This is a genomic window from Micromonospora sp. NPDC093243 (assembly GCF_044753725.1).
Classification (GTDB): Bacteria; Actinomycetota; Actinomycetes; order Mycobacteriales; family Micromonosporaceae; genus Micromonospora.
The window spans coordinates 437,484-462,322 of the sequence record NZ_JBIVNT010000006.1; the positions used below are offsets into that span (position 1 = coordinate 437,484).

Below are 24,839 nucleotides of genomic sequence, written 5' to 3' on the forward strand. Positions count from 1 at the left end.
GGGGAGTCGACGTGCGGCCATTCGCGATCCGGCGAAGCCGCGCGACCGCGGCGCTGCTCGCCCTGACCCTGCTGGTACCCGCGGCCTGCGACAGCGCGGAACCGGGTCGCACGCCACCGGACGCGCCCAGCGGCGGCGACCAGCGGTACGGTGCGGCCCCAAGGCCCGCCGAGGACGTGACCTACCAGCCCGAGGTGGTCTTCGTGGGCGGTGGCAGCGGATCGGTGCGCGGCGTCTCCGACGACGCCCTCACCTGGCGCATCGACCCCGACGCCAGCGGCGCCGACCAGCTCGCCCGGGGCAGGGTGATGTTCCTGACCGGACGGGCGGTCGGCCGGGTGCTCGACGTCCGCCCGGACGGCGGCGACCTGGCGGTCATCCTCGGGCCGGTGGACATCACCGAGGTGATCCGGGACGGCACCTTCGGCGGACAGCGGCCGGTCTCCCTCGACTCGCCCACCCGGTACGACGCCGGCACCCCCTTCTGGGCCGAGTACGACGGCGAGTCGGGTGGAGGCGGGGCGGCGGCGTCCGCGACCAGCATGGCGGCCCGGACGGAGCCGGGGACGCCCCCGGTGACGGTGACGACGGCGGCGCTCCCCGGGGCCGGCACCGCCCGATCGGCCCACCCCGCCGGCGCCCGTCGCGACGGCGCGCCGGCCTCGGTTGCCGCCGCCGGTCGGCAGCAGGTCGGCGGTTTCGCGGTCACGCCGATCTGCTGCGCCGACGGGGTCGGCGCACGGTTCAGCCACGACGGCGGCGGCATCCGCATCGCCGGCACGGTCACCCTGTTGATGAAGAGCCCGTCGGCCCGGTTCCACCTGGAGATCCGCGGTGGCGCCGTGCGTCGGGCGGAGCTGCGGATCGACGGTCTGGCCGGGCTGCGCATCGAGATCGCCGGCGCCACGAACGCGGGGCGCAACATCAACAAGCGCATCCCGATCCCGCTGGACTTCAGCGTGCCGATCGGCGAGATCCTCGGCGTACCGTTCGCGGTCACCGCCAACCAGCTCATCGGGGTGCAGACCGCGTTCAGCGCCAAGGACGGCAACATCAAGGCGGCGGGCGAGTGGTCGCTGGGCGGCTCCCTCGGGTTCGGCTACGCCGACGGCGCCTTCGGCGTGACCAAGCCGTGGGAGCTCACCGTCCGAAACAGCATCACCGACTCGATCTTCGGGCCGTCCGTCGGGGTCAGCGGGATCATCGTCCACTACCAGGCGGCGTTCCGGGTCGGCCTGGGCGCGTTCGGGTTCACCGCCGGCCTGTACAGCACGGTCACCGCCACGGCGGGGTTGACCGTCGGCTCCGCCCTGGGCGCGCCGATCGAGCTGTGCCGCAGCACCCAGCTCGGCCTCTTCCTGGAATACGGCGTCGGTTACCGCATTCCCGCCGGCCTGGTGAAGGCGATCAACGCCTTCCTGGACCTGGTCAACGCCGGGCCGATCGAGGAGCAGGCGGGCATCGGTCGGGTGGACAACGTCTTCAACAAGCTGGACGTCCAACCGGACGCGAAGATCTGCCGCGGCTGACGGAGCCGGGCGGAGTCGGGACTCCGCCCGGCTCGCGCGTCGATCGGTGCGGGCGCCCGACGGCCGTTCCGACCGGGTCAGTCGACCGGCTGGGCCGCGCCGTTGAACACCGGTGGCGCGTAGCCGGCCGGCTTGTCGCCGATGCCGAGTCCCGGGCTGACGATCCAGGACTGGTACGCCGGGGTGAACATCATGTAGGGCGCGCTCAACGCGGGCGCGCTCGCCTCGTCCAGTCGCCGACGCGCCGGCGCCGGGATCTCGAAGTCGAGGGCGGCCATGTTGCCGTCGACCTGCTCGGCGCTGCTCGCCCCGATGATCACTGACCCGACGCCCGGTTGGTTGGCCACCCAGTTGATCGCCACCTGTGCCATGCTGCGGCCCAGCTCGTCCGCCACGCTCTGCAGCGCGTCGATCACCTGCCAGTCGCGGTCGCTGATCGGCTGCCCGCCGCCGGAACTCAGGCGCCCCTCACCGGCCACGCCGTCGGCGGTCCGCCGGTACTTGCCGCTGAGCAGCCCACCACCGATCGGGCTCCACGCGGTCAGTCCCATCCCCAACGACTGGGCCATCGGCGCGTACTCCGCCTCGATGCCACGGTTGATCAGCGAGTACGGCAACTGCAGGCTGATCATGGGTGCCATCGCGTGCGCCTCGGCCAGGCTCTGCGCCCGCGCCGCGTACCAGGCCGGCACGTCGGACAGCCCCGCATAGCGGATCTTCCCCGCCCGCACCAGGTCGTCGAACGTACGCACCACCTCCTCCACCGGCGTGATCCGGTCCCAGGTGTGCAGCAGGTACAGGTCGAGATAGTCGGTGCCGAGCCGCCGCAGCGACGCCTCCACCGCCCGGATCATGTGCTTACGGCCGTTGCCGCCGGCATTGGGATCCGCCGGGTCCACGGTGTTGGTGAACTTGCTCGTCAACACCAGCCGGTCCCGCAGCCCCGCCGAAGCGATCAACCGACCGAGGATCTGCTCGCTCTCCCCGGCGGTGTAGAAATCAGCCGTGTCGATGAAGTTCCCCCCGGCTTCCACGTAGCGCCGGAAGATCGGCTCCGCCGCCGCCTCCGTCTTGCCGTACGCGGCGTGGAAGCCGCCGGTGCCGAAGTTCATGGTGCCCAGGGCCAGCCGGCTGACCCGCAGCCCGGACCGGCCCAGCAGGTAGTAGTCGTTCATGACCAGACAACTCCGCATGCTCGTCAGACTGTTCGTCGGCGGCCCAGGACAGGACCACCTGGTCCACCACCCTGACGCGACAAAAATGGACCGGCAAGTCCAAAGCCTCGGCCGGTCGTCGCGAGCCGCACCGCGCTGACGAAGGAGCCGGCTCAGCGGTCCCGGGTGTCGGCGGGAGCCATCACGCGCAGCGCGTTCGCGGCCAGGCCGACCCGGATCGGCGTCCGGCCGCGCAGCTCGCCGTCGACCTCGACGCGAGCGGGTTGGTCGGTCTCCAGCCACAACTCGTTTACGGCCAGGAACGGCTCCTCGTGCAACGTCCGGCGGTGCCCGGTGGTGGCGTTGCGGAGGGTGTCACGCAGCAGGCCACCCCGGGTCGGGCCGCCGACGGCGTACGCGACCAGCAGCCGGTCGTCCGCGTCGGCGTCGGCGGTGATCGGCCGCCCGGCGTGGAACCCGCCGTTGGCCACGTACAGCTGGTGGGTGACGAAGGCGTGCTCCGACCCGGCGGCGCGGATCCTGACGCGCAGCGGGCGTTGCCGGGCGAGCAGGGCCAGCGCGGTGAGCGGATACGCGACCCGCCCGGTGAGGCGCTTCAGCCGCGGCGGGGTCCGGAGCATGATGGTGGCGGAGAGGCCGACGCCGACGTGGTTGGTGAACGGGATGTCGCCGGCGAGGCCGAGATCGACGTCGACCACCTTGCCGCCGGTGAGGACCGCGACGGCCTGGTCGAGCTGCAGCGGGATGCCGACCGTGCGGGCGAAGTTGTTGGTGGTGCCCAGCGGCAGCAGGCCCAGCGCGATGTCGCGGTGCGCGAGCAGGCGCGCCGCCGCGCTGAGCGTGCCGTCGCCGCCGCCGGCGATCAGCAGGTCCGGCCCGAGGTCGGCCGCCGCCGCGAGGACGCGTTCAAGCTCACCCGGCTGCTCGACCGGATACCGGGCGAGCAGGTCGAAGCCCGCCGTCGCCAGCAGCTCGCAGGCCCGCTCGTAGAGGTGGCGTCCCCAACGGGAGTGGGCGTTGACGACCAGGACCGCACGACGGTCCTGGCGGATGGCCGCGCTCAGCTCCTGTTTCGTCCGCATGAGCCCCGACTTTATCCTCAGTGGAGGGCTCGCCCGCGCGATCCGTGGATGCCGGTCAGCGCGGACCGGCCGACCGGCTCACCGCCGCCAGCCCCAGCGGCGCCGTTGGCCCGCGCCGGCGGTCGAGGCCTGTTCCCGCTCGACCATCCCGGCCGCCACCCGCAGCTTGGCCACGATCTCCGCGCCGGCCGGCCCCAGGAAGCCGGCCAGCCCGTTGCCCAGCTGCAGCACCATCCGGGCCCGGTCGAAGTCGTGAATCAGCGCAAGGCACTGCGCGTAGACCGCGTACGTGTTCGCCAGCTCCCAGAGGCTGAGCGGTCGGCCGGGATCGGCGAGGTTCTGGCGCAGCTCGCTCGCCCGGGAGGCCGCCATCGCCGCCTCCCGCGCGTCGGCGGCCGGCGAGGCGGCGGTGAGCGCACGGTGCAGCAGCGCGGTCGCCTGGTTGTGGTAGGCCGTGCCCATGGCCTCCCGGGTCTTCGGTCCGGCGCCCGGCGGTGGCCCGGCCGTCCGCAGCCCGGTCGCGAGCGCCTGCTCCAACAACTCGACGCGGGTGGCCGGCTCACCGGCGGCGAAGGCGGCCTCGGCCAGGTCCACCATGGCCGTGATCAGTTCGGCCAGCGCCTCGTCCCGGCGCGGACCGGTGGCGTTCCGATCCTCGGCCACCGCCGCGTCGTTGACCTGCTCGAAGATGCCGACCGCCTCGCGACCGAGGGTCACGCCCTCGGCGGGACGGCCCCGCGCCGACGACAGCATCCCGCGGCGCCACAGCGCCCGGGCCAACTGCTGTTGGTCGCGACGGTCGCCCGGCCCGGGGGCCTGCACGGCCCGCTGATAGGCGTCGATCACCTCGGCCCACAGTCGGTCGGCCTCCGCCCAGGACTGCTGCCGCATCGATCGCTCACGTGCCTGCTCGAACAACGCGTCCCGCTGCTCCGGCCTCATGTCCGCACCGCCCTCCGCGGTAGCCACCCGGGCCCCGCCGCCGCGAGCGATCCGCGTCGATTCTAGGGCCGCCCGGCAACTGTCCCAGGGCGGCGCGGCAGCGTACTCAAGTCGGCGTCCGGGATGGACGTCGCCCTCGGCCCGGTCGGTCGGTGGTCACCGAGGCGCGAGCCGGGCCAGCCGGCGTCGGCAGGGGAGGACCCGTCACCGGCTCCTCTGTGGTCCGCCGCCTGGTGGCCGGCACCTACCGGTGGGCGCGCCCGCCGTGAGGCCCGCGAGGTGGTCCGGCCGACCGGGGGTCTGTCGCCCAGACCCGGTGCACCAGATGCACCACGCCCGACACCATCGCGCTGCCCACGGCGAGCCCGACCAGTGACAGCACGACGCCGATCGCGAGCAGCCCCGAGCGGGTCGCCCAGGTCGACGCCCAGGCGGCGGTGAACGAGAGGGTGAGCGCGGTTCCGGCGGGCACCGGCCGTACGCCGGCCAGCAGCGCCGCGACCAGCACCACCAGCAACGTCAGTGCGGCCCCGACGACCTGCCGGGTCTGGTAGGGGCCGCTCACCGACCCGGTCGCCGGGTCCAGCCGGTAGCTGTCGTTCCAGCCCAGCCATGCGTACCACGACGCCGCCGACAGCGCCGCGACCAGCAGCGTGCCCGCGCCCTGGAACAGCCGGGATGAGCGACGACGGCGAGCGGGGGTGGCGGCCATGCCGCCGAGGCTAGGACAGGACTACCACTCGGCGCGGGAGCGCGGGTACGAAGGCGTACCACCCTGGTCGTTCCCGCCACCGCCGGCCGGTGCGCAGCTTACGCTGCCGGAGACGAGGGGTGGTGCGGATGGCGCGAACGCAGCGGGTGGCGGTGCTCGGGCTCGGCGGGATGGGCCAGCCGATGGCGGCCAACATCCTGCGGGCCGGTCTGCCCACGACCGTCTGGAACCGCCGTCCGGAGCCGGCCCGTCGCCTCGGCGAGCAGGGCGCGGAGGTGGCCGACAGCCCGGCCGACGCGGTCCGCCGCGCGGACGTGGTGATCACGATGGTTACCGACGCGGACGCCGTGCTGGCGATCGCCGACGGGCAGGGCATGCTGTCCGCGTTGCCGGACGGGGCGATCTGGGCCCAGATGAGCACCATCGGGGTCACCGGCACCGAACACCTCGCCCGGCTCGTCGCCGAGCAGCGACCCGGCGTCGTCCTGGTGGACGCCCCGGTGGCGGGCAGCCGGGGCCCGGCCGAGCAGGGGAAGCTGGTCGTCCTCGCGTCCGGCCCGGCGGAGGTCCAGGAGCGCGTCGCACCGGTCTTCGACGCGGTCGGCCAACGCACCGTGTGGGTCGGGCCGACCGGCGCGGGCTCCCGGCTCAAACTGGCCAACAACCTGCTGCTCGCGTTCCTCGCCGAGGGGCTAGCCGAGTCGATCGCGCTCGGTCACGCGCTCGGGTTGGACCACGCGGCGGTGCTCGGCGCCTTCCAGGGCAGCCCTCTGGTCGGCCCGTGGGCCGCGGAGAAGCTGGAGCGCATCGGCCGCAACGACTACTCGGCGCAGTACCCGCTGAGCCTTGCCGTCAAGGACGTGAACCTCGCGTTGCGCGAGGTCGAGGCCGACCGGTTCGCCGTGGCCCACAGCCTCGCCGCGCAGTGGCAGCGGGCGATGGAGCGCGGCCTCGGCGGCGAGGACGTCACCGTGGTCACCCGCGCCCTCGAACACTGACGGGGCCGAGCCCGGCCGGCCCTTCGCTCCGCCCCTGTTCGGTCCGCTCTCGCCGCGGTCCTGGTCGAGGTATTCGAACCGATTTCAGGCGGTAGGAGTGATCAGTAGGGTTAAGGTGATTTTGCGCAGGTTCCAAGCGGCCCGTTGTCCCCGGCCCTACCCGTAGCACTCGCGGCGCGGGCCACCGCACCCGCAGCGTGCGGTGGACGAGCGTCGCAGCACGACCCACGCCGGCGGCCGCCCCGCCGGTCGGCGATCCACCCGGTTGTCGCCGTGGAGTTGCGTGTGCCCGGACGGAGAGATGATGTCCCTGCTTGACGATGTCAACCAGCCCGCAGACCTCAACCGGCTCACCGGCGACCAGCTCCGGCTGCTCGCGAACGAGATCCGGGCGTTCCTGGTGGAGACGGTCTGCCGGCGGGGCGGACACCTCGGGCCCAACCTCGGCGTGGTCGAGCTGACCCTGGCGCTGCACCGGGTGTTCCGCTCTCCGGACGACCGGATCATCTTCGACACCGGCCACCAGGCGTACGTGCACAAGCTGCTCACCGGCCGTCAGCAGGGCTTCGCCGCGCTGCGCGGGCGCAGCGGCCTCTCCGGATACCCGCGGCGGGCCGAGTCGGCACACGACCTGGTGGAGAACTCGCACGCCTCGACCGCGCTCTCCTACGCAGACGGGCTGTCCCGGGCGTACGCGCTCGACGGGACGCGCCGGGCGGTGGTGGCGGTCATCGGCGACGGCGCGCTCACCGGCGGGCTCGCCTGGGAGGCGCTGAACAACCTGGCGACCTCACCGGGGCGGGTGGTGATCGTGCTCAACGACAACGGCCGCTCGTACGCCCCGACCGTCGGTGGCCTGGCCACGCACCTCACCGGCCTGCGGGCCGCAACAGCGGCGGACCCGGCCGGCCGGACGAGCCTCTTCGAGGCGCTGGGCCTCACCTACCTGGGCCCCGTCGACGGCCACGACGTCGACCAGGTCGAGGCGGCGCTGCGCGCCGCCGACGCCGCCGACCGGTCGGTCGTGGTGCACTGCGTCACCCGCAAGGGGTACGGGCACGCGCCCAGCGAGGCCGACGAGGCCGATCGGCTGCACGCCGTCGGCGTGGTCGACCCCGGCACCGGGCTGCCGGCGACCGCGCCGGGGCGGACCTGGACCGACGCCTTCTCCGACGAGCTGGTCGCCATCGGGGAGGACCGGCCCGACCTGGTCGCGGTCTCCGCGGCGATGCTCGGCCCGACCGGTCTCACCGGCTTCGGCGCGCGTTACCCCGACCGGACCGTCGACGTCGGCATCGCCGAGCAGCACGCCGTCACCTCGGCGGCGGGGCTCGCCTTCGGCGGGAAGCACCCGGTGGTCGCGGTCTACGCCACCTTCCTCAACCGGGCGGTGGACCAGGTCCTGCTCGACGTGGCCCTGCACCGGCTGCCGGTCACCCTGGTGCTCGACCGCGCGGGCATCACCGGCCCCGACGGGCCCAGCCACCACGGCATGTGGGACCTGTCGCTGCTCGGCGCGGTGCCGGGCCTGCGGGTGGCCGCGCCACGCGACGAGGCGACGCTGCGCGAGGAGTTGCGCGAGGCGGTCGCCGAGCAGGACGGCCCCACCGCGCTGCGGTTCCCCAAGGCCCGGGTGGGCGAGGAGATCCCGGCGCTCTATCGGACCGGCGGGGTGGACGTGCTGCGTACCGCGACGGCCGCGCCGGTGCTGCTGGTCGCGGTGGGCGCGATGGCGGCACCCGCGCTGCGCGCGGCCGACCTGCTGGCCGAGGCCGGTGTGGAGTGCACCGTCGTGGACCCCCGCTGGGTCCGGCCGGTCAACCCGGCGCTGGCCGGTCTGGCCGCCGAGCACGCCCTGGTGGTCACCGTCGAGGACGGCATCCGCGACGGGGGGATCGGCTCCGCCCTCGCCCAGGCGCTCGCCGACGAGAGCGTCGGCACCCCGGTGCGGGTGCTGGGCCTGCCGACGTCGTTCATCGCCCACGGGGAGCGGGCCGGTCTGCTCGCCGAGCACGGGCTGGACCCGCCCGGCATCTGCGCCGCGGTCCTGCACCAGGTGTCCACCCTCCCCGCCGACCTGGACGCGCGGGTGCGGAACCGGAACCGGGCGCAAAAGCCGTTGAGCCCGCTGCCCGGATGAACCACGACCGTCGACCCCGCGCACGAGAGGAAGGGAACCTGGGATGAGTCAACAGACCGTTGTCCCCGCGGTGCACCGGCTCGCCCAGGCCCGGGCGGAGGAGAACTTCCCCGTCGCGCTGCGGGTGCTGCCCGCCCGGTACCGCCGCCACCTCATCGCCGTCTACGGGTACGCGCGGTACGTCGACGACGTCGGCGACGAACCCCTGGCTCCCGGCGTCGACCGGATCGCCGAGCTGGACCGGATCGAGGCCGAACTGCGCGCGCTGTACACCGGCCGGACGGTGAGCCATCCGGTGGTTCGCGCGCTCGCGCCCACCGTGGCCGAGTGCGGGCTGCCGCTCGACGCGCTGGTCCGCCTCGTCGAGGCCAACCGGGTCGACCAGCGGGTCACCCGATACGCGACCTTCGCGCAGCTGGTCGAGTACTGCACCCTCTCCGCCAACCCCGTCGGTGAGCTGGTGCTGCACGTCTTCGGGCAGGCCGGGCCGACGCAGGGGGAACTCTCCGACCGGGTCTGCACCGCGCTGCAACTCATCGAACATCTCCAGGACGTGGCCGAGGACCACCGGCGCGGGCGGATCTACCTGCCGGCGGAGGACCTGGACAGGTTCGGCGTCGGCGAGGCCGACCTGGCCCGACCCGCCGCGACCCGGCCGCTGCGGGAGTTGATCGCCTTCGAGGCGGAGCGGGCCCGAGCCTGGCTCGACTCCGGCGCCCCGCTGGTCTCGGCGCTGCGCGGCTGGGCCCGGGTCGCGGTCAGCGGCTACCTGGCCGGCGGCCGGGCGACGCTGGACGCGCTGGCGGCGGCCGACCACGACCCGTTGCGGACCGCCGTGCGCCCCCAGCGCCGGCGGGTACTGCGCCGCTGGGCCAGCGCCACCGTGCGGAGCGCCGGATGACCGCGACCGTCGGCGTCGAAGCGGCCTACCGTCGCTGCGAGGACATCACCCGCAGCCAGGCCGCCAACTTCGCGTACGGCATCCGGCTGCTGCCGGGGGCCAAGCGCCGCGCCCTCTCGGCCATCTACGCCACCGCCCGGCGCATCGACGACATCGGTGACGGTCAGCTGCCGTCGGAGGAGAAGCTGGACCGGCTGGCGCAGACCCGGGCGGCGCTGCACCGCCTGCCGGCCGACGGCGGCGACGACCCGGTGCTCACCGCGCTCGGCCACGCCGCGACCCGGATGCCGATCCCGCTGGCCGCCTTCGACGAACTCATCGACGGCTGCGCCGCGGACGTCACCGGCCGCCGCTACGACACCTTCGACGACCTGCACTGGTACTGCCGCTGCGTGGCCGGGTCCATCGGCCGGCTCTCCCTCGGCGTGTTCGGCACCGCCGAGCCGGGACCGGCGGCCCCGCTGGCCGACGCGCTCGGCGTGGCGCTGCAACTGACCAACATCCTGCGCGACCTGGTCGAGGACCGCGCCGACGGGCGGATCTACCTGCCGGCCGAGGACCTGGCGCGGTTCGGCTGCACGCTGGAGTTGGGCGCCACCGGGTTCACCGATCCGCCTCGGCGGCTGATCGACCTGGTCCGCTTCGAGGCCGCCCGGGCGGCCCGCTGGTACGACACCGGGCTGCGGCTGCTGCCGTTGCTCGACCGGCGCAGCGCCGCCTGCACCGCCGCGATGGCCGGCATCTACCGCAGGTTGCTCGCCCGCATCGCGGCCGACCCGCTGGCCGTCACCCACAGCCGGGTGTCGCTGCCCGGGCGGGAGAAGGCCTGGGTGGCCGCCCGCGCGCTCGTCGGGCGTACCAGATGAGCGCGTCGGCGCAGACGCCGCCGGGCGGCGGGGTGGTCGTCGTCGGCGGCGGTCTCGCCGGCATCGCCGCGGCGATCCGCCTCGCCGAGTTCGGCCTGCCGGTGACACTGCTGGAGAGCCGCCCCGAGCTGGGCGGGGCCACCTACTCGTTTCGCCGCGACGGGCTCACCGTGGACACCGGTCAGCACGTCTTCCTGCGCTGCTACCGCGCCTACCGCGGCCTGCTGGACCGGCTCGGCACCACCGCGGGCGCCGTCGTGCAACCACGCTTCGCGGTGCCGGTGCTGCTCCCCGGCCGGGCGCCGCAGTGGCTGACCCGACGCCGGCTGCCCGCACCGGCCCACCTGCTGCCGGCGCTCGCCGGCTACCGGCTGCTCAGCCCGGCGCAGCGGCTCGCCGCGGTACGCGCCTGCGCGGCGCTGCGCCAGGTCGACCCGGACCTGCCGGACACCGACCGGCACAGCTTCGGCGACTGGCTCGCCGCGCACGGCCAGAGCGACGGCGCGGTGCGCCGGCTCTGGGATCTGATCACCGTGGCGGCGTTGAACGTGCCCTGCGGGCAGGCATCGCTGGCGCTGGCCGCCCGGGTGTTCCGCACCGGGCTGCTCGAGGCCGCCGACGCCGGCGACATCGGACGCCCCGTGGTTCCCCTGGTCGACCTGCACGCGGTGGCCGCCCGGCGGGTGCTGGACCAGCTCGGCGCCCGGGTGCGCACCCGGGCCCGGGTCCGGTGGATCCATCCGGAACCGGGCGGCTTCCGGGTCGGGGTGGACGGTGGTGAACTCGCCGCGGAGGGCGTCGTGCTGGCGGTGCCGCACCAGGTGGCCGCCGCGCTGGTCCCGCCGGCGGCGGCCCCGGGCGCCGGCGAGTGGCACCGGCTGGGCGCGTCCCCGATCGTCAACGTGCACCTGCGCTACGCCCGCCGGGTCACCCGGTTGGTGATGGCCGCCGCGGTCGAGTCCCCGGCACAGTGGATCTTCGACCGGTCGGCACCGGACGCCGGCGACGAGCAGCACCTGGTGGTGTCGCTGTCCGCGGCCGACGCCGAGATCGACCAGCCGGCCGCCGAGCTGGTCCAGACGCAGCGCCGGGCGCTGGCCGAGCTTTTACCCGCGGCCCGGACCACTGCGGTGCGGGACGCGTTCGTCAGCCGGGAGCCGCGGGCCACCTTCCGGCAGAACCCCGGCACCCGGGCGTACCGGCCGGCTCCGACCACCCGGCTGCCCGGGCTGGTACTGGCCGGCGCATGGACCGACACCGGATGGCCGGACACGATGGAGGGCGCGGTGCGCAGCGGCCAGGAGGCCGCCGACACCCTCGCCCGGCAGCTCGTGTCCCGGCCTCGACACCACACGGAGGCCGCACGATGACCGTTGTACGCAGCCGCGGCAGCGACCAGATCCAGACCTATGTCGAGCCGGCCATCCGGGCCCTGCTGGACCGTCTGGACCCGGGCAATCGGCTGGTCGCCGCCTACCAGCTCGGCTACTGCGACGCCGACGGTTCACCCGCCGCCAGCCAGGGCAAGGGCCTGCGGCCGGCGCTGGCGCTGCTGTCGGCCCGGGCCACGGGCGCCGAGCCCGAGGCGGGCGTGCCGGCGGCCGTCGCGGTGGAGCTCGCACACACCTTCTCGCTGCTGCACGACGACGTGATGGACGGCGACACCGAGCGCCGGCACCGGCCGACCGCGTGGACGGTCTTCGGTGTCGGCCCGGCGATCCTCGCCGGCGACGCCCTCATCGGACTCGCCTACGAGGCGCTCGTCGAGGTGCCCGGCGGCAACCCGGCGGCGTTGCGGCTGGCCCAGGACGTGCGGGCGCTGATCGCCGGGCAGATGGCCGACCTCACCTTCGAGAAGCGCGACGACGTGACCCTCGACGAGTGCCTGACCATGGTCGGCAACAAGACCGCGGCCCTGCTCTCCGGCTCGTGCGCGCTCGGGGCGCTGGTCTGCGGCGGTCCACCCGGGCTGGTCGACGGGCTGTCCCGGTTCGGCCACCACCTGGGGCTGGCCTTCCAGCTCGTCGACGACGTGCTCGGCATCTGGGGCGACCCGCGGCGCACCGGCAAGCCCGTCGGGTCGGACCTGCGCGCGCGCAAGCGCAGCATCCCGGTCGTCCGGGCGCTCACCGGCGGCGACGCCGCCGGCGAGGCCCTGGCCGAGCTGTACCGCTCGCCGGCGGCGCTGACCGACGAGGACGTGGCCCGGGCGAGCGGACTCGTCGAGGCGAGCGGGGCCCGCGAGTGGACGCAGCAGCGGGCGTGGCAGGAGACCGAGCTGGCCCGGTCCGAGCTGGAGGCGCTGGACCTGCCGGACGACGTGCGCGCCGAACTCGCCGACGTGGCCGACTTCATTCCCGGGCGGGATCACTGATGACCGAGCTGCTCTCCCCGAAGACCACGACGTCCGTCGGCGTGGACCGGGCCGCCGACCCGCCGGACCCCGCCGCGGCGCGGGAGGCACTGCGCCGTGCCCGTGACCACCTGCTCGGCCTGCAGGAGGACGCGGGCTGGTGGAAGGGTGAGCTGGCCACCAACGTCACCATGGACGCCGAGGACCTGCTGCTGCGGCAGTTCCTCGGCATCCGGACGGCCGAGCAGACCGCCGAGACGGCCCGCTGGATCCGTTCCCAGCAGCGTCCGGACGGATCCTGGGCGACGTTCCACGGTGGCCCCGGTGACCTCTCCACCACCATCGAGGCGTACCTCGCGCTGCGGCTGGCCGGCGACGAGTTGGAGACGCCGCACATGGCGCGGGCCGCGGCCTTCGTCCGCGCGCACGGTGGGCTGGCGGCCAGCCGGGTGTTCACCCGCTTCTGGTTGGCCCTCTTCGGCCACTGGCCGTGGTCCGAGCTGCCCGCCGTGCCGCCCGAGCTGGTGCTGCTGCCGTCCTGGGTGCCGTTCAACGTCTACGACTTCGCCTGCTGGGCCCGGCAGACCATCGTGCCGCTCTCCATCGTCCGGGCGCTGCGTCCGGTGCGTCCGCTCGGCTTCACCGTCGATGAGCTGCGTACCGCCACGCCGCCGTCGCGACGGCCCCGGCTGCGCACCCGCTCCGGCGTGCTGTACCGCCTCGACCGGCTGGCCAGCTCGTACGAGCGGGTCGCCCGCGGGCCGGTGCGCCGGCACGCCCTGCGCCGGGCCGCCGAGTGGATCGTGGCCCGCCAGGAGGCCGACGGGTCCTGGGGCGGGATCCAGCCGCCCTGGGTCTACTCGCTGATGGCACTGCACCTGCTCGGCTATCCGCTGGACCATCCGGTGCTGCGCGCCGGCCTGGCCGGGCTGGAGCGGTTCACCGTGCGCGAGGAGACCCCGGACGGCCCGGTCCGCCGGCTGGAGGCGTGCCAGTCCCCGGTCTGGGACACCGCGCTCGCCGTCATCGCGCTCTCCGACGCCGGGCTGCCGGCCGGGCATCCCGCGCTCGACCGGGCCGGCCGATGGCTGCTCGACGAGGAGATCCGGGTCCGCGGCGACTGGGCGGTACGCCGGCCGAAGACCCCGGTGGGCGGCTGGGCCTTCGAGTTCGACAACGACGGGTACGCCGACACCGACGACACCGCCGAGGTGATCATGGCGTTGCGGCGGACCGGCGTACCGGCCGAGGGCGCGGTGCTGCGCGCCAGCCGCTGGCTGCTCGGCATGCAGTGCCGCGACGGCGGCTGGGCCGCGTTCGACGCCGACAACACCCGGGCGATCCTCGGCGACCTGCCGTTCTGCGACTTCGGTGAGGTCATCGACCCGCCCAGCGCCGACGTGACCGCGCACATCGTCGAGGCGTTGGCGGCGGAGAACTTCACCGGAACCGTGCCGGTGCGCCGCGGCGTGCACTGGCTGCTGCGCGCCCAGGAACCGGACGGCTCCTGGTTCGGCCGGTGGGGCGCCAACCACGTCTACGGCACCGGCGCCGCGGTCCCGGCCCTGGTGGCGGCCGGCGTCCGGCGCGACCACCCGGCGATCAGCCGGGCCGTGGACTGGCTGCTGGCGCACCAGAACGACGACGGCGGTTGGGGCGAGGACCTGCGCTCCTACCGTGACCCGGCCTGGATCGGCCGGGGTGAGTCCACGGCGTCGCAGACCGCCTGGGCGCTGCTCGCCCTGCACGCGGCCGGGCACGGCACCGGCGAGCCGGCCGGCCGGGCGGTGCGCTGGCTGGTCGGCACCCAGCGGCCGGACGGTGGGTGGGACGAGCCGCAGTTCACCGGTACCGGCTTTCCCGGCGACTTCTACATCAACTACGGGCTGTACCGGCTGGTCTTCCCGATCAGCGCGCTCGGCCGGATCCTCGACGCGCGGGCCGGCGGCCTGGAGGCCACGACCGGCGGCCTGGAGGCGACCGCCGGCGGTCTAGAGGCCACGGTGACCGCGTGATCCGGCCCGCCTTCCCGGACGCTCCCGCCTGGACGCTGTACGCGCCGATGCGGCCGGAGGCAGCGGCGCTGCGCCGTGGGCTGGGCGACCTCGACCCGTACGGCCGGCTGACGCTGTGCCGTACCGGCGTCGGGCCGCGCCGCGCCCGCTCGACCGCCGCTCGCCGCCCGGGCGGCACCGCCCCGGTCGCCGTCGCCGGCGTCGGCGGTGGACTGGCTCCCGGCCTGGCCACCGGCGACGTGGTGGTGGCCAGCACGGTACGCGCGGACCCGCTGGCTCCCGACGCACCGGCGGGCGAGCTGACGATGCCCGACGCCGATTTGCTCGCCGCCGCGCTGCGCCGCCGCGGACTGCGGGTGCACGTCGGCCCGGTGGTCAGCACCGACCGGCTGGTCGACGGCGCAGCCCGGGCCCGGCTGGCCGGGGACGGCGCGCTCGTCGCCGACCAGGAGTCGGCCTGGTTGCTGGCCGGCTGCGCGGACCGGCCGACGGCCTGCGTCCGGGTGGTCGCCGACACCGCGACCGGGTCGCTGTACCGGCCGGCCACCCTCAGCCGGGTCCGCAGCGCGCTGCGGGTGCTGCCGGTGGTGGCGGAGGCGCTCACCGAGTGGGCCGCGGCGACCGGCAGCCTGCGGCAGGTGCTGCTGGCCTCGCCCCGCTCCTTCTGTGCCGGGGTGGAACGGGCGATCGCGGTGGTGGAGCAGGCGCTGCGCCGGCACGGCCCACCGGTCTACGTCCGCAAGCAGATCGTGCACAACGCCCGGGTGGTGGCCGACCTGCGCGCCCAGGGCGCGGTCTTCGTGGAGGAACTCGACGAGGTGCCGGACGGCGCCTTGACCGTCTTCTCCGCCCACGGCGTGGCGCCCGCGGTACGCGCGGAGGCCGCCGAGCGGCGACTGCCGGTCATCGACGCCACCTGCCCGCTGGTGACCAAGGTGCACGCCGAGGCGCGCCGGTTCGCCGGCCGGGGTGACACGGTGCTGCTGATCGGGCATCCGGGTCACGAGGAGACCGACGGCACGCTGGGGGAGGCGCCCGAGCGGATCCGGCTGGTGCCCGACCCGGCCGCCGCCGAGACGGTGCAGGTGGACGACCCGGCCCGGGTGTCGTACCTGGTCCAGACCACCCTCGCCGCGGACGAGGCGGACGGCATCCTGGACACCCTGCGCCGGCGCTTCCCGGCGCTGGCCGGGCCCGGATCGGACGACATCTGTTACGCCACCACGAACCGGCAACGCGCCATCACCACCGTGGCCGCACAGTCCGACCTGGTCCTGGTCGTCGGCTCGGCCAACTCCTCGAACTCGCGCCGGTTGGTGGAGGTCGCCGAACGGGCCGGGGCGCGGGCCCACCTGGTGGACGGCGTCGGCGACATCGACCTGCGCTGGCTGGCCGGCGCGTCGACGGTCGGAATCACAGCCGGCGCCTCGGCGCCGCCCGGGCTGGTCGACGAGGTCGTCGCCGCGCTCACCGCGCTCGGGGCGAAGGAGGTGAGCGAGCACACCGCTGCCGTGGAGGACGTGGTTTTCACCCTGCCGAAGGAGGTACGCCAGCCGTGAGTATGCCGTTGCGCCAGAGCCTGCGGGTCGCCAGGTACCTGGCCGAACAGAAGATACGTCGACGGAAGCGGTTCCCGCTGTTGCTGGAGCTGGAGCCGCTGTTCGCGTGCAACCTGAAGTGTGCGGGCTGCGGCAAGATCCAGCAGCCGGCCGACCTGCTCAAGCGGCGGATGCCGGTGGAGCAGGCGCTCGCCGCGGTGGAGGAGTGCGGCGCGCCGATGATCTCGATCGCCGGTGGCGAACCGCTCATGCACCCGGACATCGACAAGCTGGTCGCGGAGCTGGTGCGGCGCAAGAAGTTCGTCTTTCTCTGCACCAACGCGGTGCTGCTGCCCAAGAAGATCGAGAAGTTCCGGCCATCGCCGTACTTCGCCTTCACCGTGCACATCGACGGGCTGCGGGAGCGGCACGACGCCTCCGTGTGCAAGGACGGCGTCTTCGACGCCGCCGTGGAGGCGGTACGCGACGCCCAGCGGCGCGGCTTCCGGGTCACCACCAACACCACGTTCTTCAACACCGACACCCCGCAGACGATCATCGAGGTGCTCGACTACCTCAACGACGACCTGGGCGTGGACGAGATGATGCTCTCCCCGGCGTACGCCTACGAGAAGGCGCCGGACCAGGAGCACTTCCTCGGTGTCACGGAGACCCGCGAGCTGTTCCGCAAGGCGTTCGGCGGTGGCCGGCGCAAACGCTGGCGACTCAACCACTCGCCGCTGTTCCTGGACTTCCTCGAGGGGAAGGTGGACTTCCCGTGCACCGCGTGGGCCATCCCGTCGTACTCGCTGCTGGGTTGGCAGAAGCCCTGCTACCTGATGTCCGACGGCTACGCCGGCAGCTACCGGGAGCTGGTGGAGGAGACCGACTGGGACAGCTACGGCCGGGGCCGGGACGCGCGCTGCGCCAACTGCATGGCGCACTGCGGCTACGAGCCGACCGCGGTGCTGGCCACCATGTCCTCGCTGCGCGAGTCGCTGCGGGCGGCGCGGGCCACCACCTGAGCCGGCGGTCCACCCGGCCGGGCACCGCCGGCCGGGACACGGCAGGTCAGCCGCCCGGCCGTCGCCGCGGTGACCGGGTGCGGGCTCAGCCGAACCGGTTGGCCATCCGGCGGTACATCCCCGGCAGCAGCCCGCGTACCGCCACCGGCAGGCGCAGCCAGCCGGGCACGTAGACCTCGGCGCGGTCGCGGGCGATCGCGTCGACCAACGCCTCGGCCACCCGGTCCGGCGCCAGCGGCCGAGGCCGGCGTCGCCGGTACGGCTGGCCCCGGCGGGTGAAGAACTCGGTGTCCACCACGCCGGGCACCACCGTGCTCACGCCCACCCGGCGGCCGGCGAGTTCCAGCCGCAGGCTCTGCGCGAAGGCGTCCAGGCCGGCCTTGCTGGCCGAGTAGACGGACTCGTTGCCCACGCCCAGGCGACCGGCGATCGAACCGACGAACGCCACGTGCCCGCCGCGGTGACACATGCCGGGCAGCAACGCCCGAGTCAGCTCGATCGGCGCCCGCAGGTTGACCGCGAGAAGTTCGTCGGTGAGCGCGTCCGCCATCCCGACGAACGGCCCGGCCCAGCCGACGCCGGCGTTGTTGACCAGTACGTCGACCCGGGTGTGCCGGGCGAGCGCGCACTCGGCCAGCTCACGTCCGGCCCCCGGCCGGCTCAGGTCGCTCACCAGTGCGGTGGCGCCGGTCTGCGCCGCGAGCCGGGCCAGCCGGTCGGCATCCCGGCCGGCCGCGACGACATGGCTGCCGGCCTCGACGAGGCGTCGCACCACCGCCGCCCCGATCCCCGACGACGCGCCGGTCACCAGCGCCACCGCGCCGGTCAGGCGCATCGGGGCACTCCGGGCGGCACGGCACCCGGCACCCGCCGCTCGGACCGGCCGCCGCCCGGGCCGCCCAGGTCCACACGGTCGAGGCCGACGCCTGCCGGCTCGACGCGCGCGCCGGCCGACGCGAGGCCGCCCTCGCCCCGGGTGCCGTCGCCGCGACCACGTTCGGACCGTCCGCCGTCGATCTCGGTGAGCAGTTCGGCCAGGCCGGCAACCATGGCAGCGACGACGGCGTCACCGGTGTCGGCCAACCCCTCGTTGAGCAGTACGCCGACCTCGAAGGCGCGTTCGTTGCGCAGCACCGCGACGCCGAGGTGCACGCCCTGGGCGAGGGCGACCACCGGGGTGGCCGACCGGATCGGTGCGTCGCTGAGCAGCCGCGGGTGGAACAGCGCCGGCATGTAGGAGACGACCACGTTGAGCCGGCGGCTGGTGTAGACGCGCCGGGCCAGCGCGGCGTGCACCGGCGCGGGCAGCGCGCCCATCGCCCGCATCACCAGGCCGGCCGCCTCGGCCTCGCCGCTGCTGAGCGCGGCCCGCAGCGCCCGGCGCACGGCGGCGATCCGCTCCTGCGGCGGAATCCGGCCCACCGGAAGGTCGAGGGTGACCGCCCCGGTCCAGTTGCCGTGGGTGGGTGCCCGCCGGCGCGGGTCGCGGGAGACCGCGAACATCACCCGCAGCCGGTCCGGCGTCGGGGCCGGGTGGGCCGCGCCGAGCGCGCCGGCGGCGAGCGCCAGCATCAGCTCGCTGGAGTGGGCCCGGCAGCCGCGCGCCGCGCGTAGCACGTCGGCGGCCGGCAGCGACGCTGTCACCAGACGCCGGCGCGGCGAGTCGATCGGCCGGTTGAGCGGCGTACGCGGGGTCGGCCCCTGCGTGGCCAGCCGGGCCAGACCGCGTACCGTCCGCCCGAGCAGCCGGGCGGCCTCCCGGGTCCGGTCCCGTCCGCCGCGGTCGTCGCCGGTGCCCAGCCGGACGGCCGCGGGCGTGCGGCCGACGCCGGCCGGCGCGGGGCGCCCCGCCCGGGTCGCCGGCTCGCCCGAATCGAGCAGTCGCTGCAGCACGGCGATCGCGGACAACCCGTCGCCGAGGCTGTGATGCAGCTTGATCGCCACTCGGGTCCGCCCCTCCGGTAGGTCGCCGACCAGCAGTATCCGCCAGGGCGGACGATCGAGCGGCAGCGGCTCCGACCAGAACCGGTCGACCTCGGCGCTGCCGTCGCCCCCGGCGGGGACGCGGACCTCCTCGACGTGGGCTTCCGGATCGACGGACCGTTCGACCACCCAGCCGGGCCGGCGCCAACAGCCCCGGTCGACCAGGCGACGGCGCAGCGTGGTGATCGCCGGCAGCCGTCGGGCAAGCAGCGCGGTCAGCTCCGCCCGGGTGAGTGGCCGGCCGTCCGGACGAGGGTCCAGCTCCAGGACGGTGCCGATCTGCTGGGCCTCGTGGGGTGTCTGGACGTGCAGGAAGAAGGCGTCCTGTGCGCGCAGTGGCCAGCTGGCCCGCCGACCCGCCGCCGAACTCCGCCGGGGCGGACCGGCGCCCGGGCTGGTGCCGGTCGGTTGCCGGGCCTGCGCGACCGCCGGCAGCCCGAGGTCGGGCAGCCACGCCTCCGCCGGGGCCTCGACCGGCCGGGCCGGCTGGCCGAGCCGGGTGCGCACCCCGGCGACGAGTGCCTGCGGGGTGTGCGCCGTCTCGGCGAGCCCGGCGGCGGCCATCAGCGCCGCGTTCGCCGCGCCGTGCGCGGCGATCGGGCGGTACATCACGATCGGTGTGCCGGTGGCCAGCGCCTCCAGCGCGGTGGCTCCGCCGGCGTTGGTCACCAGCAGCCGGGCGGCCTGCAGCAGGGTGGGCATGTCGTCGACCCATCCCCGCACCAGCAGCCGCCCCGGTGGGGCGTCCAGCGCCGCGAGCCGAGCGGCCAGCTGCTCGTTGCGACCACAGACGGCCACCACCTGCACCGCGTCGCCGATGCCGACCAGCGCCTGGATCGCCTCCTCCACCGCGCCGAAGCCGTAGGAGCCGCAGGCGACCACCACGGCCGCCCGGTCCGGGTCGAGGTCGCAGCGCCGGGCGGCGTCCGCCCGGTCGCCGGGACGGAACATGTCGAGCACCGGCGGCGCGCAGACACCCAGCGGGGCACCCGGCGCGGCGGCAGCCGCCACCGGTACCGCCGCCCGGTGCACCACCACGTTCAGGTCCAGGTCGGGGTAGACCCAGAACGGGTGCGGGGCGAAGTCCGACACCCAGGCGCCGATCGGCACGCCGAGGCCACGACGGCGGCGCAGCCAGGCCAGGCCGGCGCTGCCCAGCGGGTAGGTCGAGACGATCAGGTCCGGGTCGAACTCCTCGACCACGGGGGCGAGCCGGTAGCCGGCCCAGGCGCCGGTGAACCACTTCGCGGCGGTGGCGAACCACCGGTGCCGCCACAGCGAGGACCAGAAGAATTCGTACAACCACGGCGTCATCGCGACATTGGTCACGTAGGTACGCCGGAACCCGCGGCCGACCCCGGGGCCCATCACCTCGAGGGTGTCCACCCAGCCCACCCGGCTGCCCGGCCAGATCGCGTGGATCCGCTCCTCCAGTGCCCGGCCGGTGGCGTCGTGCCCACCGCCGATGTCGGCGGAGACGACCAGCACCCGCCGGGCGATCGGTTCGACGGGGCCCGGGACGCCCGGACGGTCAGGTGCGCTCATGGTCCGCCTGCCGGAGTTGGCCGATCGGTGCGATACCTGGGCGAAGACGGGTATGCGCAGGTGCCTTCGCCGGCCGAGTCCGGCGCCGTCGACTCCGGGATCCTGACATGGCTGTGGGTTTCGTGCTGGCGATCATCGCCGCACTGTGCAGTGCGACCGCTGCGATCCTGCAGTCGATCGGTGCGCGCCGGCTGTCCGCCACCGCGCACCTCGACCCGCGGCTGCTGTTGCGCCTGGTGCGCAACGGGCCGTACGCCATGGGACTGGTGTTGGACGGCGCGTCCTCGCTGCTGACCTTCACCGCGCTGCGGACCTTGCCGATCTTCGCGGTGCAGGCGGTGGGGGCGGCCAACCTCGGCATGGTGGCGCTCATCGCCATGCTCGTGCTGCGGGTCCGGCTGACCGTGCTGGACTGGACGGCGATCGCCGGGGTGATCGCCGGGCTGGTGCTGCTGGTGCTCTCCGCGAACTCCGGACCGCCGGGCGAGGTCTCCGCGGCGGCCGGTTGGGGGCTGCTCGCGGCGGTGGTCTCGGTGGCCGTCGGCGCGTACTTCGGCAGTCCCAGGATGTGTGGCCCCGCGCTGCCGGGCGTGCTGGCCGGGCTGTCGTTCGGCTCGGCGGCGCTCGGCGCCCGGCTGCTCGGCCGGGTCGACAGCGTCGGCTCGGTGCTCGCCAGCCCGGCCACGTACGCGGTGGTGCTCGCCGGTCTGACCGGGGTGCTGCTCTACGCGGCCGCGCTGCAGCGCGGCTCGGTCACGGTGGCCTCGGCGTCGGCCATCGTCGGGCAGACCGTGGCGCCGGCGCTCACCGGCTGGCTGCTGCTGGGTGACCGGGTCCGGCCGGGATTCACCCCGATCGCGGTGCTGGGTTTCGCGTTCGCGGTCGCCGGTGCGGTCGCTCTCGCCCGGCACGCCCAGCCGCATGCGCCGCAGCGCCCTGCCGACGAGCGGCGCTGACGCCGAGCGCGCGGGGGCGATCGCTGACATGTCGGGTGCTCCCAGGCGGTGACGCGGCGGAGGGGCCCGATTAGCTGCCCCTTCGGAACAATCATCAGCCTAATGACCAATTTGCGTATTCTTGGGGAGATTGCCGGCACTGCCGGCGGTGCGGGCCGTCTCTCGGGCAACCGCGGCCGGGAGGGCACGGCCGTTTAGCCCCCGCCGGATCGGGAAGCCGCGGCCGGGCGACCTGCCTCGTCCACCGTGCGGGCAGCGCCCGCGGCGGCGGAGCCCGCGGGTCGATGAGCGAACGGCAACGGAGGGGGAACCAGGGTGACCGGTCCGGTTGGCATGCGGTGAACACGGCGGGAGAGCTGTTCGCCGGCGTACCGATCGCGCTGGCCGCCGCGGCGGCATTCGGTGCCTCCGGCGTGCTGCAGTTCCGCGCGGGCCGTCTGGTGCCCGAGGAGCAGCCCGGCCGGCCGAGCCTGCTGGCCCGGCTGGTCCGCATTCCGATCTGGCGCTGGTCGGTGGTGCTCGCGATCGCGGCGTTCGCCCTGCAGGTGGCCGCGCTGAGCCTGATCCCGCTGATCCTGGTGCAGCCGCTGCTGGTCACCGGGCTGGTCTGGTACGTCCTGCTCTTCGCCGCGGCCGAGCACGACCGTCCGGACCGCAAGATCCTGCTCGAGTCGACGCTCTGCCTGTTCGGGCTCGCCGCCTTCCTGATCATCGCCGAGCCGGGCCGCGGTCAGGGGCGGGGGCTCGAGTCCTTCTGGTCGGCCCTGCTGCTCGGGGTGGCGGTGGTCGTCTCGGTGGGGCTCTGCGTGCTCTCGACGGTGAAGCTCGACCGGCGCTGGCGGCCGATGCCGCTCGCCATCGCGGCCGGCATCTGCTACGGCGTGACCGCCGGCCTGATCAGCAGTCTGGCCTTCCACCTGACCGAGAGCCCGCTCGAGGTGTTCCTGCACTGGCAGGCGTACGCCATCCTGGTGCTCGGCCCGTTCGGGGTGCTGCTCAGCCAGAACGCGTACCAGGCCGGCCCGCTGGGAGCTCCCGCGCTGGCCGCCATCACCGTCACCGACCCGTTGGTGGCCATCTCCGTCGGTCTGGTCTGGCTGGACGAGTCGATCCGGAGCGGGCCGCTGCCGATCTTCGGCCAGGTGGGCTCCCTCCTCGTGGTGGTGCTGGCGGTGTTCCTGCTCGCCCGGCGCGCCCCCCACGTGAAGGGCGGCTGATCTCGGGCCACCGGTCGACGGTCCGGCGGGCGAACCGCCGACCGGCGTGATCGGGTGCTCAGCCCACCAGGGCGACCCGGCCGTTGTCGAGGTCGTAGCGGGCGCCCACCACGCTCAGCGCGCCCTCGTGCACCTTCTCGGAGATGATCGGGCTGCGGTCGAGCAGGGTGTGTACCTGCGCCTGGACGTTCGCCCGGACCGCCTTCTCGACCGGGTCGCCGGGCCCGGCGAGCACCGGCTCCACGATCGGGCGCAGGCTGTCGACGATGACGCCGATGTGGCCCGGTGCGGTGCCGCCGGAGCGGATGGCGTCGATGGTGGCCGTGATCGCGCCACAGCGCTCGTGCCCGAGGACGACGATCAGCGGGCTGCCGAACTCCTCGACGGCGAACTCGACGCTGCCGAGCAGCAGGTCGTCGACGATGTTGCCGGCCACCCGGTTGTCGAACAGGTCGCCCAGCCCCTGGTCGAAGAGGAGCTCGGGGGCCACCCGGGAGTCCGCGCAGCCGATGGTGACCGCGAACGGGTGCTGGCCGGCGGCCAGCTCGTGCAGGTCGTCGAGGCTCTGGTGGGGGTGCCGGCTGTGCCCGGTGACGAAGCGGTGGTTGCCGCGCAGCAGCCGGCGCAGCGCCTCGGCCGGCGTGACCGGGGCGGGTTCGGCCGGTGCGGCGGCGGCCGCCGGGGCGGCGGCGGCCGCGCCGAGGGCGACGACGGCTGCGCCGCCGGTGGCCAGCAGCGAGCGGCGGGAGAGGGATGGACGCGTCACGATGATCTCCTGAGGTGAGGATTCGGGTCCTTCCTACCATCGATCGCCGTCTGTCCAGTGTGGTGCGGCCCACGTCCGCCGCGGTTCGGTCGGGGTTCCGACCCGGCGGGTCCGGCGGGCGACTACCGTCGGGCGGGTGACCCGGGTACCCGTACCGGACGACCAGGCGGCGCCGCGGATCGTGCAGCTGCTGGCCTCGCCCGTGCACCGCTACGTCGGCCGGCCCGCCGACGGTCCGGCGCCCGCCCCGCCCGGCGAGCTGGTCGAGGAGATCCGGATCCGGGCCGGCCTCGGCATCGTCGGTGACCGCTACTTCGGCCGGCCGGCGCACCGCGAGGCGAGCGTGACGGTGATCGCGCAGGAGTCCCTGCCCCCCGGTGGCGAGCTGGTGCAGGTGCGGCGCAACGTGCTCACCAGCGGCATCCCGGTCGACGACCTGGTCGGGTCGGTGCTGGTCCTGGACTCCGGCGACGGCCCGGTGCGGCTGCGGGTGAACCGGCCGGCGAATCCGTGCGCCTGGATGGACGTGGCGGTCGGCCCCGGCGCGTGGCGGGCGATGCGCCGCCGGGGCGGGGTGCGCTGCACGCCGCTCACCGACGGCATCCTGCGGGTCGGCCCGGTGGACGTGCTGATCGACGCCGGGCCGCCCGGTCAGCCCTGAGGCGCGTCAGCCGCCGGGTGGGCCGTCGACCAGCGCGGCCAGCCGCTTCGGCGCCAGCACCAGGTAGCTCTCGGTGAGCAGCTCGCCGACCTCGGCCCAGTCGGTCTCGTCGTCGAGCATCAGGCCCAGCACGTCGGCGCCCCAGTCCGGCTTGTAGAACGGATGCCCGGCGGCGACCAGGCCGGCGATCTCGTCGCCGGGCGCACGGAACGTCAGCACGCAGACCGGGCGGTCGCTCGCCGCGGCCCGCGCGTGGGCCACCTGGTGGTCGGGGCCGACGGTGAGCACGTGGGCGAAGGTCCGCTTGCGGATCCGCCAGCGGATGCCCACCCACGCCGGCTCCTCGTAGGTCTCGGGCAGGCCGAGGCAGACCGGCCGGAGTCGGTCGAGGAGTGTGGTCGGAACGTCTGCGGGGCCGGTCACGCGGGCGACGCT

Annotated in this window: 21 protein-coding genes and 1 pseudogene; 14 read left to right on the top strand and 8 right to left on the bottom strand. The window is 74.7% G+C overall.

Annotated features, from left to right (window positions below; all coding sequences use genetic code 11):
- The first annotated feature begins 11 nt into the window (after window positions 1-11).
- Window positions 12-1,529 carry a hypothetical protein gene (locus ACIP9D_RS22620; protein ID WP_350874923.1) on the top strand — a complete coding sequence of 506 codons (1,518 nt, stop codon included), beginning with the start codon at window positions 12-14 and terminating at the stop codon, window positions 1,527-1,529.
- Window positions 1,530-1,606: 77 nt separating this feature from the next.
- Here the strand turns inward: ACIP9D_RS22620 and ACIP9D_RS22625 are convergent, their stop codons facing one another.
- The 4 genes from ACIP9D_RS22625 to ACIP9D_RS22640 all read right to left on the bottom strand — a co-directional run bounded on the left by ACIP9D_RS22625 (window position 1,607) and on the right by ACIP9D_RS22640 (window position 5,440).
- The gene (locus ACIP9D_RS22625) at window positions 1,607-2,722 is read right to left on the bottom strand and encodes an aldo/keto reductase (protein WP_350874922.1); all 1,116 of its coding nucleotides are present in this window, start codon (window positions 2,720-2,722) and stop codon (window positions 1,607-1,609) included.
- Window positions 2,723-2,856: 134 nt separating this feature from the next.
- The gene (locus ACIP9D_RS22630; protein ID WP_350874921.1) at window positions 2,857-3,786 is read right to left on the bottom strand and encodes a diacylglycerol kinase family protein; all 930 of its coding nucleotides are present in this window, start codon (window positions 3,784-3,786) and stop codon (window positions 2,857-2,859) included.
- A gap of 78 nt (window positions 3,787-3,864) precedes the next feature.
- On the bottom strand, window positions 3,865-4,728 hold the full coding sequence (locus ACIP9D_RS22635; protein WP_350874920.1) for a hypothetical protein: 864 nt from the start codon (window positions 4,726-4,728) through the stop codon (window positions 3,865-3,867).
- Window positions 4,729-4,972: 244 nt separating this feature from the next.
- Window positions 4,973-5,440 (bottom strand): hypothetical protein, encoded by a 468-nt coding sequence (locus tag ACIP9D_RS22640; RefSeq protein WP_350874919.1) that lies wholly within the window; start codon window positions 5,438-5,440, stop codon window positions 4,973-4,975.
- Window positions 5,441-5,562: 122 nt separating this feature from the next.
- Here ACIP9D_RS22640 and ACIP9D_RS22645 point away from each other — a divergent pair, with 122 nt between their 5' ends.
- From ACIP9D_RS22645 to hpnH, 10 genes and pseudogenes are all read left to right on the top strand, one after another.
- Complete coding sequence (locus tag ACIP9D_RS22645; protein ID WP_400450731.1) at window positions 5,563-6,438, top strand: NAD(P)-dependent oxidoreductase; 876 nt, start codon at window positions 5,563-5,565, stop codon at window positions 6,436-6,438.
- A gap of 301 nt (window positions 6,439-6,739) precedes the next feature.
- Complete coding sequence (locus ACIP9D_RS22650) at window positions 6,740-8,578, top strand: 1-deoxy-D-xylulose-5-phosphate synthase (protein ID WP_400450734.1); 1,839 nt, start codon at window positions 6,740-6,742, stop codon at window positions 8,576-8,578.
- A gap of 43 nt (window positions 8,579-8,621) precedes the next feature.
- Window positions 8,622-9,479: a squalene synthase HpnC gene (hpnC, locus tag ACIP9D_RS22655; RefSeq protein ID WP_350874916.1), complete on the top strand. Its 858-nt coding sequence runs from the start codon at window positions 8,622-8,624 to the stop codon at window positions 9,477-9,479.
- Window positions 9,476-10,345, top strand: a complete 870-nt coding sequence (gene hpnD, locus ACIP9D_RS22660; protein WP_350874915.1) for a presqualene diphosphate synthase HpnD — start codon at window positions 9,476-9,478, stop codon at window positions 10,343-10,345. The genes hpnC and hpnD overlap by 4 nt, the downstream gene beginning before the upstream one ends.
- Window positions 10,342-11,715: a hydroxysqualene dehydroxylase HpnE gene (gene hpnE / locus ACIP9D_RS22665; RefSeq protein WP_350874914.1), complete on the top strand. Its 1,374-nt coding sequence runs from the start codon at window positions 10,342-10,344 to the stop codon at window positions 11,713-11,715. Before hpnD ends, hpnE begins: the two co-directional genes overlap by 4 nt.
- Complete coding sequence (locus tag ACIP9D_RS22670; protein WP_350874913.1) at window positions 11,712-12,719, top strand: polyprenyl synthetase family protein; 1,008 nt, start codon at window positions 11,712-11,714, stop codon at window positions 12,717-12,719. The genes hpnE and ACIP9D_RS22670 overlap by 4 nt, the downstream gene beginning before the upstream one ends.
- Complete coding sequence (gene shc, locus ACIP9D_RS22675) at window positions 12,719-14,713, top strand: squalene--hopene cyclase (RefSeq protein ID WP_350874912.1); 1,995 nt, start codon at window positions 12,719-12,721, stop codon at window positions 14,711-14,713. Before ACIP9D_RS22670 ends, shc begins: the two co-directional genes overlap by 1 nt.
- A 47-nt stretch (window positions 14,714-14,760) precedes the next feature.
- A pseudogene (locus ACIP9D_RS22680) lies at window positions 14,761-15,252 on the top strand (hypothetical protein); the annotation flags it as partial.
- Window positions 15,253-15,300: 48 nt separating this feature from the next.
- A complete protein-coding gene (ispH, locus tag ACIP9D_RS22685; RefSeq protein WP_350875078.1) occupies window positions 15,301-16,272 on the top strand; it encodes a 4-hydroxy-3-methylbut-2-enyl diphosphate reductase in 972 nt (323 codons plus the stop codon).
- Between the two features lie 2 nt (window positions 16,273-16,274).
- Window positions 16,275-17,276: an adenosyl-hopene transferase HpnH gene (gene hpnH, locus ACIP9D_RS22690; protein WP_350875076.1), complete on the top strand. Its 1,002-nt coding sequence runs from the start codon at window positions 16,275-16,277 to the stop codon at window positions 17,274-17,276.
- 85 nt (window positions 17,277-17,361) lie between these two features.
- Here the strand turns inward: hpnH and ACIP9D_RS22695 are convergent, their stop codons facing one another.
- Together ACIP9D_RS22695 and ACIP9D_RS22700 are read right to left on the bottom strand one after the other, a co-directional pair.
- On the bottom strand, window positions 17,362-18,111 hold the full coding sequence (locus ACIP9D_RS22695) for an SDR family NAD(P)-dependent oxidoreductase (RefSeq protein WP_350874911.1): 750 nt from the start codon (window positions 18,109-18,111) through the stop codon (window positions 17,362-17,364).
- Window positions 18,102-20,804: a wax ester/triacylglycerol synthase domain-containing protein gene (locus ACIP9D_RS22700; RefSeq protein ID WP_350874910.1), complete on the bottom strand. Its 2,703-nt coding sequence runs from the start codon at window positions 20,802-20,804 to the stop codon at window positions 18,102-18,104. The genes ACIP9D_RS22695 and ACIP9D_RS22700 overlap by 10 nt, the downstream gene beginning before the upstream one ends.
- Before the next feature lie 107 nt (window positions 20,805-20,911).
- On the opposite strand from ACIP9D_RS22700, the gene ACIP9D_RS22705 reads away from it, so the two are divergent.
- Entirely contained in the window at window positions 20,912-21,760 is an 849-nt protein-coding gene (locus ACIP9D_RS22705; protein WP_350874909.1) for a hypothetical protein, read from the top strand.
- A 338-nt stretch (window positions 21,761-22,098) separates the two neighbouring features.
- Window positions 22,099-22,977 carry a DMT family transporter gene (locus ACIP9D_RS22710; RefSeq protein ID WP_350874908.1) on the top strand — a complete coding sequence of 293 codons (879 nt, stop codon included), beginning with the start codon at window positions 22,099-22,101 and terminating at the stop codon, window positions 22,975-22,977.
- A gap of 58 nt (window positions 22,978-23,035) precedes the next feature.
- On the opposite strand, the gene ACIP9D_RS22715 is transcribed toward ACIP9D_RS22710, so the two are convergent.
- Window positions 23,036-23,743, bottom strand: a complete 708-nt coding sequence (locus ACIP9D_RS22715) for a carbonic anhydrase (RefSeq protein WP_350874906.1) — start codon at window positions 23,741-23,743, stop codon at window positions 23,036-23,038.
- A 136-nt stretch (window positions 23,744-23,879) separates the two neighbouring features.
- On the opposite strand from ACIP9D_RS22715, the gene ACIP9D_RS22720 reads away from it, so the two are divergent.
- Window positions 23,880-24,404, top strand: coding sequence for a molybdenum cofactor biosysynthesis protein (locus tag ACIP9D_RS22720; protein WP_350874905.1), 525 nt, complete (start codon window positions 23,880-23,882; stop codon window positions 24,402-24,404).
- A 6-nt stretch (window positions 24,405-24,410) separates the two neighbouring features.
- Here the strand turns inward: ACIP9D_RS22720 and ACIP9D_RS22725 are convergent, their stop codons facing one another.
- Complete coding sequence (locus ACIP9D_RS22725; protein ID WP_350874904.1) at window positions 24,411-24,827, bottom strand: MmcQ/YjbR family DNA-binding protein; 417 nt, start codon at window positions 24,825-24,827, stop codon at window positions 24,411-24,413.
- Window positions 24,828-24,839: the final 12 nt, after the last annotated feature.